The 13,251-nt window shown below is 75.0% G+C and carries 4 protein-coding genes; all 4 read left to right on the top strand.

Going from position 1 to position 13,251, the window contains the following annotated elements; genetic code table 11:
* The first annotated feature begins 7 nt into the window (after positions 1 to 7).
* The 4 genes from BMZ82_RS12520 (at position 8) to BMZ82_RS12505 (ending at position 13,212) form a co-directional block, all read left to right on the top strand.
* The gene (locus tag BMZ82_RS12520; RefSeq protein WP_177244469.1) at positions 8 to 412 is read left to right on the top strand and encodes a MazG-like family protein; all 405 of its coding nucleotides are present in this window, start codon (positions 8 to 10) and stop codon (positions 410 to 412) included.
* Positions 413 to 595: 183 nt separating this feature from the next.
* Positions 596 to 2,344 (top strand): acyltransferase domain-containing protein, encoded by a 1,749-nt coding sequence (locus BMZ82_RS40665; RefSeq protein WP_093774862.1) that lies wholly within the window; start codon positions 596 to 598, stop codon positions 2,342 to 2,344.
* Complete coding sequence (locus BMZ82_RS12510; protein ID WP_093774860.1) at positions 2,341 to 6,417, top strand: type I polyketide synthase; 4,077 nt, start codon at positions 2,341 to 2,343, stop codon at positions 6,415 to 6,417. The genes BMZ82_RS40665 and BMZ82_RS12510 overlap by 4 nt, the downstream gene beginning before the upstream one ends.
* Before the next feature lie 12 nt (positions 6,418 to 6,429).
* A complete protein-coding gene (locus BMZ82_RS12505; protein ID WP_256251876.1) occupies positions 6,430 to 13,212 on the top strand; it encodes a type I polyketide synthase in 6,783 nt (2,260 codons plus the stop codon).
* Positions 13,213 to 13,251 lie beyond the last annotated feature (39 nt).

Raw genomic sequence — 13,251 nt, 5'->3', positions numbered from 1 at the left:
TGCGCCCATGACCACTGCGAACCAGCCCGAGCGCACCCAGCCCACCGCGCCCACCACGGTTACCGCGCCCACCGCGCCCTCCCCCGACCTCTGGCCCACCATCGACGCCCTGTCGACCTGGCTGGACGCCAACCAGGCGCGCGGCGGTCACGAGGCCCTGCTGGTACGCGTGTTGAAGCTGTCGGAGGAGGTCGGCGAGGTCGCGCAGGCGGTCATCGGCGCGACCGGCCAGAACCCCCGCAAGGGCGCCAGTCACACCTGGGACGACGTCCGAAGCGAACTGTGCGACGTCGCCATCACGGCGTTGGTGGCCCTGCGCACCCTGACACCGGAGCCGGAGGCGGTGTTCGCACGGCATCTGGGGAGGGTGGCGCAGCGGTCGCTGGGAAGCACCGGCGACCAGCCGGAATGACCTCCAACGTAGTGGGCCGGTGACGTCGAGTCAGTCTCGAGGTCTGGTCAAGCGGGTCGGGTCAGGGTGTTGTCGATCAAGCAAGCGCTAACGGAGCGTGCGGAGAGCCGGTGACAGCGGCTGTGGACGGGATCGCGTGTCCACGCGCACGACGACACCAGTGACGAGAAGGCCGACTACGCCGTGACCAGCAGACTGCCCTGGCCCGAGCCCGACCCTGCCCGTGACACCGACGGTGTGCTGGTGCCGCTCGTGCTGGCCGGGCCGAGTGACGGTGCCGTGGCGGCGCTGGCTCGGGAGCTGGTGGGGCGTTTCGAGCGTGAACCCCGGTTGTCGGTGGGCGAGTTGGGGTGGTCGTTGGCTTCGTCCCCGGTGACCGGACTCGCGCGGCGGGTCGTGTTGTTCGCCGGGGGCCGGGACGAGGCCGTGCGGGGGCTGCGGGCCGTCGCCGAGGGCGGGGTCGCGCCGCTGTCGTTCCGTACGGTGACGGTGCCCGGCGCGGGCGATGGGCGCGCCGTTCATGTCTTTTCCGGGCTCGGGTCCCAGTGGGCGGGCATGGCGCTCGATCTCGTCGACGCCTCCGATGTGTTCCGGGCGCGGCTGGAGGAGTGTGCGCGGGCTCTGGAACCGCTCGTTCCGTGGTCGTTGCACGAGGTGTTGCGCGGTGGGCCGGGCGCGCCGGGGTTGGCGGACGTGGACGTCGTCCTGCCGGTGCTGTTCGCGGTGAGTGTGTCGCTGTCCGCGCTGTGGAGCGCCTGCGGTGTGGAGCCCGCCGCCGTCGTCGGCGCCAGTGTCGGTGAGATCGCCGCCGCGCACGTCGCGGGTGCGCTGACGCTGGACGAGGCCGCGCGGGTGGTCGTCCTGTGGAGCCGGATGCAGGCGGAGGCGGCGGCGCAGGGGGACGGTGAGCTGGCCGCGGCCGGGGTGTCGGCCCGGGAACTCCGTTCGGTGCTCGACGCCGAGGGTCTGCGCGGCCGGGTTCACTTCGCCGGTGCGAACGGTCCGCGTTCCGTGTTGTTCGGGGGTGAGCGGGCGGGCGTGGCCCATGTCGTCGGGCTGCTCACGGCGGCGGGCGTACCGGCCACGGAGCTGGGTCTCGGGCTTGCCGCGCACACGCCGGGGCCGGCCGTCGACGCCACCGCGTTCCTCGCCGGTACGGAGGCGATCGGCCCGGTCGCCGCCACCGTGCCTTTCTACTCCTCGCTCACCGGCGGCCCGTTCGAGACGACGGGGCTGGACGGCTCGTACTGGCTGCGCAACCTCACCTCCGAGGTGCGTTTCGAGACGGCCGTACGGGCCCTGTGGACGGCCGGCCATCACACGTTTCTCGAGGTCAGCCCGCATCCCGTGCTGGTGGGCGGGGTGGCGGAGACGTTGGCGGACTTCGGTGCGGGGGCGGCGTCCGGGGTCGTCGGGACCCTGCGGCGGGGGCAGGACGGGGTCACCGAGTGGCTGACGGCGATGGCCCGGCTGTATGTGCGCGGGGTCGCCGTCGACTGGGGTGCCCTCTTCCGGGACGCCCCCCTTTTCCGGGGCCGCGGTGCCCCCCGGCCGCCCCAAGCCATCGGCACCGGCACCGTCATCGGCATCGGCGCGCTGTCCCTCGGCGGGCTCACCTCGGGTGAACGGGCCTACGCCGTCGAGGAGTTCGTACGGGCGCAGGTGGCGGCGGTGTCGGGGCACGGCGATCCGGCTGCCGTCGCCCTGGGGCGTGGCTTCGTGGCGGCGGGCTTCGACTCGCGGCAGGCCGTGGAGTTGTGCGAACGGCTCAACGAGGCCACCGGGCTGCGGCTGCCCCCGACGCTGATCTTCGATCATCCGACGCCCGCGTCCGTCGCGGACCTCGTCGGCGAACTGCTGGCCGGCGTACGCGACCGGAAAGCGCCTCCCCCCACACGCAGCCACGCACCTGGAAAGGCCACGACACCATGACGAGCAGTGCGAACGACGGGACGGCCGGCGCTGCGAGCGGCGGCGGCCCGGTCGTCGACACGGTGAAGCAGCTCACCGCCGACCTGCGCACGACCCGGCAACGGCTTCGGCAGGTCGAGGAAGCGGCCCGTGAGCCGATCGCGATCGTGGGCATGGCCTGCCGGTTCCCCGGCGGCGTCGAGTCCCCCGAGGACCTGTGGCGGCTGGTGACGCAGGAGCGCAACGCCGTCGCGCCGCTGCCGGCCGACCGGGGCTGGGACGAGGGCCTGTACGACCCCGATCCGGCGCGGCACGGCACGGTGTACGTCCGGGAGGGCAGTTTCCTGGACGATCCGGCGGGCTTCGACCCGGCGTTCTTCGGGATGAGCACCCGGGAGGCGCTGGCGACCGACCCGCAGCAGCGGCTGCTGCTGGAGACGTCCTGGGAGGCCGTAGAGCGGGCCGGCATCGATCCGCTGTCGCTGCGCGGCAGCCGTACCGGGGTGTTCGCGGGTCTGCTGTACGAGCACTACGGGTCCCGGCTGCGCAACGCCCCGGCCGAGTTCGAGGGGTACCTCGCGGGCGGCAGCACGGGCGGGGTGGCGTCCGGGCGGGTCGCGTACACGCTCGGTCTGGAAGGGCCGGCCATCACCGTCGACACGTCCTCGTCGTCGTCGCTCGTGGCGCTGCACGAGGCCGCGCGGGCGATCCGGGCGGGCGACTGCGATCTGGCGCTGGCGGGCGGGGTGACGGTGATGGCGTCGCCTGAGTGGCTGGTGCAGTTCAGCCGGCAGCGCGGGCTGGCCCCGGACGGGCGGGCCAAGGCGTTCGCCGCGACGGCGGACGGCACGGCGCTCGGCGAGGGCATCGGGATGCTGCTGCTGGAGCGGCTGTCGGACGCGCGCCGCCACGGGCGGCGGATCCTCGCGGTCATCCGGGGGTCGGCGGTCAACCAGGACGGGGCGAGCAGCGGACTGACCGCGCCGAGCGGGCCCGCGCAGCGCCGGGTGATCCAACAGGCGCTGGCGCAGGCCGGGTTGACGGCCGCCGAGGTGGACGCGGTGGAGGCGCACGGCACCGGCACGAAGCTGGGCGATCCCATCGAGGCACAGGCGGTGATCGCCACGTACGGCCAGGACCGTCCCGCCGGGCGGCCGTTGTGGCTCGGGTCGGTCAAGTCGAACATCGGGCACGCCCAGGCCGCCGCCGGGGTGGCCGGTGTGATCAAGATGGTGAAGGCGATGGAGCACGGCGTGCTGCCGCGCACCCTGCACGTGGACGCGCCGAGTCCGCACGTGGACTGGTCGGCGGGCGCGGTCGAGTTGCTGACCGAGGCCCGGGAGTGGCCGGACACGGGCCGTCCGCGCCGGGCCGGTGTCTCGTCGTTCGGGATCAGCGGCACCAACGCGCATGTGGTGCTGGAGCAGGCGGAGCAGAGCGTGGACTCCGGGCCGAGCGCCGACTCCGGGCCGCTCTCGGAGGCGGACCAGACGCGGACGTGGCCGACCGGGGTGCCGTGGGTGCTGTCCGCGCGCGGCGCGGACGCCCTGCGGGCGCAGGCCGAGCGGCTGCTCACGCATGTGGCGGAGCATCCGGAGGTGACGCGTGCGGAGGTCGGCGCGGGGCTGGCGCGCGGCCGGTCGGTGTTCGACCACCGGGCGGTGGTCGTCGGCACCGACCGCGCCGAACTGCTCGCGGGGCTGACGGCGTTGGCGGCGGGGCGGCCGTCGCCCGGGGTGTTCCACGGCCGGGTCACCGCCGACAGCCGCACCGTGCTGGTCCTCTCCGACCAGGGTCTGTCGGAGGACCTCGGCTGGGCGGCCCGGCTGGTGCTGACCTGTCCGACGTTCTCCCGGCGACTGGCGCACTGCCAGCGGGCGCTGGCGGCGGTGGGCGACCACGCGCTGCGCGGCGGCGCGTTCCCGGGGTCCGAGCCGAGCGTGCGGTGGGCGGTGCTGGTGGCCCTCGCCGGGGTGTGGGAGGAGTACGGCGTCCAGCCCGCGGCGGTGGTCGGCGAGGGCGTCGGCGAGATCGCGGCGGCCTGCATATCCGGCGCACTGTCCCTCGAAGAGGGTGCGCGGGCCGCCATCGAAGAGGGCGCGCGGAGGGCCGGGGCAACCGGCGACCAGGCGACCGGGGCGGCTGCGGGAGCGGCCGTCGGGGGCTCTTTCGGTGAAGGGCGGATACCCGTGTTGGGGGCGTCCTCTACGCCGCTTGCCGATGCCGTTCGTACGTTGAGTGCGCGTGGTCACTCGGTGTTCGTGGAGGTCGGGGGCGACTCGGCCGTCGCGCCCCGGCTCACGGCGGCGCTGGAGGGGCACGCGGCGCAGGTCGTCCGCTCGCCGGTGGGCGGGGCGAGCGGTGCGGACGGGCTGCTGCCCGCGCTGGCCCGGCTGCATGTGAGCGGCACGACCGTGGCCTGGCACGCGGTCTTCCCCGATCTGAGCCTGGCGGGCCGGCCGCCGGCCGACCTGCCGACGTACGCCTTCCAGCGGCGCCGGTACTGGCTGGACGACGGGCCCCGCACGCTCGACGCGGCCGCCGCCGGGCTGACGCCCGCGGACCATCCGCTGCTCGGCGCGACCGTCGAACTCCCGGAGGACGGCGGCCTGTTGTTCACCGGTCGGCTGTCAACGGGCGCTCAGCCGTGGCTCGCCGACCACGTCGTCGCGGGCCGGGTGCTGCTGCCGGGCACAGCGCTGCTCGAACTGGCCCGGTGGGCCGGGGAGTTCACCGGCTGCGCCCGGGTGGCCGAACTGACCCTGCACAGCCCGCTCGAACTGGCCGCCGATCCCCGCGCGGGCCGGGCGATCCGGCTGCGGCTGACCGACGCCGACGCGTCGGGCCGCAGGCTCCTCACCGTGTCCTCACGGCCCGGCCCGGACCAGCCGTGGACGCGCCACGCGACGGGCGCCCTCGACGCGGACGGCGCGCCGCCGCCCCGGTCCGACCTCGTCACCTGGCCGCCGACGGCGGCCCGCAGCCTGGACGTCGACGACTTCCACCGGCGGGCGAAGGAGCACGGGATCGGGTACGGGCCCGCGTTCCAGGGCCTGCGGGCGGTGTGGCGGCGCGGCGACGAGGTGTTCGCCGAGGTCGCCCTGCCGGAGGAGACACAGGCCGAGGCCGGGCGGTACGGGCTCCATCCGGCGCTGCTCGCCACCGCCCTCCAGGCCTGGCCGGCGGCGCACCCCGAGGCGTCGCAGCGGCTGCTGACGCCGTATGCCTGGCATGGGGCGACCGGTGCCGGTAGCGGTACCGGTGGGCGGAGTGTGCTGCGGGTGCGGCTCGCTCCCGTGGACGGTCCGGCGGTCGACGGCGGTGCCTCCGTGTCCGTGGAGGTCGCCGACGCGGCCGGTGTGCCGGTGGCGGCGGTGGCGGCGTTGCACCTCAGGCCGCTGGGGGGCCGGGAAGCGGCCGATGCCGACGACGCCGTATCCGACGACGCCGTATCCGTTGACGCCGACGCCGACGCCGGTGTGACGGCTCCGCTCGCGGCTTCCCCCGCTGCGTCCTCGTACGCGGAGTTGGTGCGGGCGATGCCCGAGGCGGAGCGGCGGCGGGCGCTGCTCGAACTGGTGCGGACGCAGGCGGCGATGGCGCTGGGCGAGGGGACGGCCGAGGACATCGATCCCGACCGGGGCTTCGCCGATCTGGGCGTCGACTCGCTGGCCGGCGTGGACCTCCAGGAGCGGCTGATCGAAGCGACCGGCGCCGATCTGCCGAGCACCCTGACCTTCGACCACCCGACCGCCGCCGCGCTCGCCGACCACCTGTGCGCGGAGCTGGGCGGCACGGCGGACTCCGCCGCCGGCGCCGGGGCGGCCCTGGCCGAGGTGGACCGGCTGGAGGCGTTCCTGTCGCCCTTCGCCGAGACCGCCGACGCCGAGACCCGGGCGACGGTCGCGCACCGGCTGCGGGACCTGGTGTCCCGCTGGCCCGGCGGCGCGGCTCCGGACGACCGCGCCGGCATGGACGACGCCGGACCACAGCCGGAGGACCTCGCCTCCGCGTCCGACGACGAACTCTTCGAGGTTCTCCAGCAGATGCGCTCCGCCGACAGCGGAACGTCGCCGACTCATCAGCGTCTTTAGGAGCGGGTTCCCGTGTCGCAGCCAACGACGACATCAGCATCGCAGCAGTCCCCTGCACCGGGCGCGGCGTCGCCGTCGCAGGTGGAGAAGTTCCGTGAGCACCTGCGCTGGGCCACCGCCGAGCTGAGCGAGGCCCGCCGCCGGGTGGCCGAGCTGGAGGAGGCCGAGCGCGACCCCGTCGCGATCGTGGGCATGGCGTGCCGGCTGCCGGGCGGCGTGGACTCCCCCGAGTCGCTGTGGCGGCTGGTCACCGAGGGCCGGGACGCGATCGGTCCGGTGCCGGCCGAACGGGGCTGGTCCGCCGAGGAGTTGCACGACAGCGACGGAGTGCGGCCCGGCACCTCGTACGTGTGGGAGGGCGGCTTCCTGGACGGGGTGGCCGACTTCGACCCGGCGTTCTTCGGGATCAGCCCGCGCGAGGCCCTCGCCATGGACCCGCAGCAGCGGCTGCTCCTGGAGACGTCCTGGGAGGCGTTCGAACGCGCCGGCATCGACCCGGCCACGCTGCGCGGCACCCGCGTCGGCGTGTACGCGGGGCTGATGAACGACGAGCCCGCGCCCACCCTGGGCGAGGTGGACGAGGCCGTCGCCGGTTTCCTGGTCAACGGCAACCGGGCCAGCGTCGCGTCCGGCCGGATCTCCTACACGCTGGGCCTGGAGGGGCCGGCCGTCACCATCGACACCGCCTGTTCGTCGTCGCTGGTCGCCCTGCACCTGGCCGTGCAGGCGGTGCGGCGCGACGAGTGCGCGATGGCGCTCGCGGGCGGGGTGACCGTGCTGGCCACGCCGAGCGCGTTCGTGGACTTCAGCCGGCAGGGCGCGCTGGCCCGCGACGGCCGTATCAAGGCCTTCTCGGCCGCCGCCGACGGCACGGCGTGGAGCGAGGGCGTCGGCATGCTGGTCGTCGAGCGCCTGTCGCAGGCGCGGCGGGCCGGTCACCGGGTGCTCGCCGTGGTGCGGGGCTCGGCGGTCAACCAGGACGGTGCGACGAGCAGCCTGTCCGCGCCGAACGGGCCGTCCCAGCAGCGCGTCATCCGGGCCGCGCTGGCCGACGCCCGGCTCTCGCCCGACCTGGTGGACGCGGTCGAGGCGCACGGTACGGGCACGAGGCTCGGTGACCCGATCGAGGCGCAGGCGCTGATCGCCACGTACGGCCAGAGCCGTCGGACGCCGGTGTGGCTGGGCTCGTTGAAGTCCAACATCGGGCATACGCAGGCGGCCGCCGGGGTCGGCGGTGTGATCAAGATGGTCATGGCGATGCGCCACGGCGTGCTGCCCAAGACCCTCCACGTGGACGCGCCGACCCCGCACGTGGACTGGTCGGCGGGGCAGGTGGAGCTGCTGACCGAGCAGCGCGCCTGGCCCGACACGGGTCGGCCGCGCCGCGCCGCCGTGTCCTCGTTCGGGGTCAGCGGCACCAACTCGCATGTGGTGCTGGAACAGGCGCCCGCCGAGACCCCGGAAACAGAGGAGACAGAAACAAGGGCGGGCGGGCCTGCCGCGCCGGTCGTGCCGTTGGTGTTCTCCGCCCGCGACAGCGCCGCGCTGCACGCCCAGGCCGAGCGCCTCGCCGTCCATCTCCGTGGTGATGGTGACGGCGACAGCGACGGTGACGGTCCGTCAGATGTGCGGGCCACCGCCCGCGCCCTGCTGACGGAGCGCACGGCGTTCGCCCACCGGGCCGTCGTCCTCGGCCGGGACCGGGACGAACTGCTCGCCGGGTTGGGGGTGTTGGCGGCCGGGTCCGAGTCGCCCGGGGTCATCACCGGGCAGGGGGCGTCCGAGCGTCCGGTGTTCGTGTTCCCCGGCCAGGGCTCGCAGTGGGTCGGCATGGCCACCGAACTCCTCGATTCCTCCGAGGTGTTCGCGCGGTCGATCGCCGACTGCGAGGCCGCCCTCGCCCCGTACGTCGACTGGTCGCTCACCGAAGTCCTGGGCAGCGGTGAGCCGTTGGCGCGGGTGGACGTCGTACAGCCCGCGCTGTTCTCGGTGATGGTGTCCCTCGCCGCCCTGTGGCGCTCGCTGGGCATCGAGCCCGCCGCCGTCATCGGCCACTCCCAGGGCGAGATCGCCGCCGCCGTCGTCGCCGGGGCGCTGACCCTGGAGGACGGCGCGAAGGTCGCGGCGCTGCGCAGCCGGGCCATCCTCAAGCTGGCCGGACAGGGCGGCATGGTCTCGCTGCCGCTCCCGCACGACCGGGCCGGCGAGCTGATCGCCCCCTGGGGGGAGCGGATCGGCGTCGCCGCCCGCAACAGCGTCAACGCCACCGTCGTAGCGGGCGACGCGCGGGCGCTGGACGAACTCCTCGCGCACTGCGCGGAGTTGGAGATCCGCGCCCGGCGCATCGACGTCGACTACGCCTCGCACTCCCCGCACGTCGAGGTCATCGAGGACGACCTCGCCCGGCTCCTCGCGGGCATCGCGCCCCGCACCGGCAGCATCCCGTTCTACTCGACCGTCACGGGTCGACTCATCGACACCGCCGGGCTCGACGCGGGCTACTGGTACACGAACCTGCGCCGGACCGTCCGGCTCACCGACGCGCTCGACGCCGCGCGCGGCGCGGGCCACACGGCGTTCGTCGAGTGCAGCCCGCACCCGGTGCTCACCCACGGCATCGACGAGGCCCTCGCGGAGGCGGGCGCGTTCACCGTGGGCTCCCTGCGGCGCGACGAGGGCGGCTGGAGCCGCTTCCTCACCTCCGCCGCCCTCGCCCACGCGCACGGCCTGCCCGTGGACTGGAGCGCCGTCCTCGGCGCGGGCGACCGCGATCCCGGTCTGCCCACCTACCCCTTCCAGCGCAAGCGGTACCGGCTGGAGTCCGCGCCGAGCACCACCGCCGGTGTGCGCGGCGCGGGACTGGACCCCGCCGGCCATCCCTTCCTCGGCGCGACGCTCACCCTCGCGGGCGACGACGACGAGGTGGTGGTGCTGACCGGCCGGCTGTCGCTGAAGGCGCAGCCGTGGCTCGCCGACCACGCCGTGTGGGGGACGGTCCTGGTGCCCGGAACGGCGCTGGTGGAACTCGCCGTACGGGCCGCCGACCAGGTCGGCTGCCCGGTGCTGGAGGAACTGACGCTGCACGCGCCGCTCGTACCGGACGCGGACGGCGGCGCGCTGCGGCTCCAGCTCACGGTCGGCGGCGCCGACGACAGCGGGCGGCGGCCCGTGGGCATCCACTCGCGGCCGGAGCAGGCGGCAGCCGACGTGCCGTGGGCGACCCACGCGACCGGCTTCGTGTCGCCGGGCGCGGTCCGCCCGGACTGGGATCTGGCGCAGTGGCCGCCGGCCGGTGCGGAATCGGTGGATCTCACCGGGCTGTATCCACGGCTCGCCGAGAGCGGGTACGGCTACGGGCCGGTGTTCCAGGGGCTGCGGGCGCTGTGGCGGCGCGGCGAGGAACGCTTCGCCGAGGTCGCGCTCCCACCGGAGCAGCACGCCGCCGCCGGCGGTTACGGAATCCATCCGGCGCTGCTCGACGCGGTACTGCACGCCGGTTTCGCCGAAGGCGTCGACATGGTCCGGCTGCCGTTCTCCTGGACAGGCGTCTCCCTGTACGCGACCGGCGCGACCGCCCTACGCGTCCGCCTGACCCCCCGGGGCACGGACGGCCTCTCCCTGTCCGTCGCGGACCAGAGCGGGGCTCCGGTCGCCGAGGTGGACTCCCTGGTGAGCCGAGCGGTGACCGAGGGACAGCTCGACGCCGCCCGAGCGCAGGAACAGGACCCACTGCTGGCGGTGGACTGGACCGGCCTGCCCCTTCCGGACACCGAGCCGGACCGGGTGATCGTCCTTGAGGTGGCGGACACGGAGGGTGCGGGGGGCGCGGGGGGCGCGGGTGGTCTGGCTGGCCTGGGCTGTGTGGACGGCTTGGGCGGTGTGGGTGGCCTGGGCGGCGCGCACGGCGTGGGCGGCCCTGCTAACTCGGGCGGCTTGGGCGGCCCGGACGGCCTGGGCCCCGGCTTTGAGACGTGTGTCGATCTCGACGACCTCGCTGCGCTCGCGCCCTCGGCGACGGTGGTGCTGCCCTGTCTGGGCCGTACGGCCGGGGCAGGCACCGCCGTGACCGGCACCGCCGGGGTCGGCACCGCCGACGCCGTGCGCGCCGAAGTGCACCAGGTACTCCGTGTGGTGCGGGAGTGGCTCGCGGACGAGCGGTTTGCCGGTGGGACGTTGGCTGTCGTTACCCGGGGTGCGGTGGGTGCGGGTGGCGGGGAGAGTGTGCGGGATCTGGTGTGCGCGCCGTTGTGGGGGCTGTTGCGGTCGGCGCAGGCCGAGAATCCCGGGCGGTTCCTGCTGGTTGACGTGGACGGACGGGAGTCGTCCCGGGGCGCGTTGCGGCGGGCGTTGGCGGCCGGTGAGACGCAACTCGCCCTGCGTGACGGGCGGTTGTCGGTGCCCCGGCTGGTTCGGGCCGCTGCCGGGCGGGCGCTGAAGCCGCCGGTGGACGGTTCCGCGTGGCGGCTCGACACCACCGGCAAGGGCACGCTGGAGAACGTCGCGCTGGTGCCGCATCCGGAGGCTTCCGCGCCGCTCGCCCCGGGGCAGGTGCGGCTGTCGGTGCGGGCGGCCGGCGTCAACTTCCGCGATGTGCTGCTCGGTCTCGGCATGGTCGACCAGAACGTGATGGGCGGCGAGTGCGCGGGCGTGGTCCTGGAGGTCGCGCCGGACGTCACGGACCTGGTCCCCGGCGACCGGGTGATGGGTATGGTCCTGGGCTCCTTCGGCCCGGTCGCGGTCGCCGACCGCCGGCTGCTCGTACCGCTGCCCGAACAGTGGACGTACGCGGAGGGCGCTTCGGTGCCGATCGCGTTCCTCACCGCGTACTACGGCCTGGTCGACCTGGCCGACCTGCGCGCGGGCGAGTCGGTGCTGATCCACGCGGCCACCGGCGGCGTGGGACTGGCCGCGCTGCAACTGGCCCGGCACCTGGGCGCGGAGGTGTTCGCCACGGCCGGCCCCGGCAAGTGGGACACGCTGCGCGCGCTGGGCCTGCCCACCGAGCGGATCGCCTCGTCCCGGTCGCTGGACTTCGAGGAGCGGATCCGGGCGGTGACGGGTGAGCGGGGCGTGGACGTCGTACTGAACTCGCTCGCGAACGAGTTCGTGGACGCGTCGCTGCGGCTGCTCGGCGGCGGCGACGGCGGCCGGTTCCTGGAGATGGGCAAGACCGACATCCGGGAGCCCGAGCGGGTCGCGGCCGACCACCCCGGTGTGTCGTACCTCTGGTACGACCTGGTCACGACCGACCCCGAGCGCCTCGGCGGGATGTGGGCCGCGCTGGTGCCGCTGTTCGACAGCGGGGCGCTGCGCCCGCTCCCGACGGCGGCCTGGGACGTGCGGCGCGGCCTGGACGCGTTCCGGTTCATGAGCCGGGCCCAGCACATCGGCAAGCTGGTGCTGACCATGCCGCCGGCCGCCCTCGACCCGGACGGCACGGTGCTGGTCACCGGCGGTACCGGCGTGCTGGGCGGGCTGGTGGCGCGGCGGCTCGTCGCCGAGCACGGCGTACGGCGGCTGCTGCTGCTCGGCCGTCGGGGCCGCGCGGCCGAGGGCGTGGACGCCCTGTGCGGCGAACTGACCGCGGCGGGCGCGGAGGTGACCGTCGTGGCCTGCGACAGCGCCGACCGCGAGGCGCTCGCCGCCGCCTTGGCCGAGGTGCCCCGCGAGCACCCGCTGACCGGCGTCGTGCACGCGGCGGGGCTCCTCGACGACGCCCTGCTGGGCTCACTGACGGCCGAGCAGGTCGACGCGGTGCTGCGGCCCAAGGTGGACGCGGCCTGGCATCTGCACGAGCTGACCCGGCACCTGGATCTCGCCGCGTTCGTCCTGTTCTCCTCGGTGGCGAGCACGCTGGGCACCCCGGGGCAGGCCAACTACGCGGCGGCCAACGCCTTCCTCGACGCCCTCGCGGAGCGGCGGCGGGCCGAGGGCCTGGCCGGTGTCGCGGTGGCCTGGGGCCTGTGGGAGCGGGCGAGCGGCATGACCGGCCACCTGGACGCGGGCGACCGGGCACGGATGCGCAGGTCCGGGATGAGCCCGCTGACCGACGCCGAGGGCCTGGCCATGTTCGACGCGGCGCTGCGGGCGGACCGGGCGCTCGTGGTGGCGGTGCGCCCGGACGCGGGCGCGGCCCGCGCCTCGGACACCGTCCATCCGCTGCTGCGGCAGTTGGTCGGCGGACCGGCCCGGCGGGCGGTCGCGGCTGCCGCCGGACCGGCCGGTGCGGAGTCCGGCGGGCAGGGGCTGCGGGGCCGGCTGGCGGCGTTGCCGGTCGCTGAGCGCGGACGGCAACTGTTGGATCTCGTACGCGATCAGGCGGCGTTCGTCCTCGGGCACGAGACGAGCGCGGCGATCGACCCCGACCAGGCGTTCAAGCCGCTCGGTTTCGACTCCCTGACGGCGGTGGAACTGCGCAACCGGCTGAACGCGGCGACCGGTCTGCGGCTCCCGGCGACGCTGATCTTCGACCACCCGTCGCCGACCGTCCTGAGCGAGCACCTGCTGCGCGAACTCGATCTCGCCCCGGCGACGCAGGCGGGGGCGGGGACGGGGGCAGGGGCGGGGGCGGATTTCAGCGACGACGACGTACGGCGGCTGCTCGCCACCATCCCGCCGGACCGGCTGCGCGGGTCCGGCCTGCTGGCCGCCCTGCTGGAGCTGGCCGGGCCGGGGTCAGGGCGGCAGGCGTCCGGTGACGCTTCGTCCGTGGCGGGCGGTGCTCCGGACGACGACATCGACGAACTGGACGAGGACGACCTCATCGAGCTGGCGCTCGGGGCGGGCGAGCAGTGACCGCGCACGGACCGCGGACGACGACGACCATGAGCGGAG

Origin of the sequence: Streptomyces sp. yr375 (assembly GCF_900110755.1) — a bacterium.
Taxonomy (GTDB): Bacteria; Actinomycetota; Actinomycetes; order Streptomycetales; family Streptomycetaceae; genus Streptomyces.
This window is presented reverse-complemented; position numbering and strand designations above follow the sequence as displayed.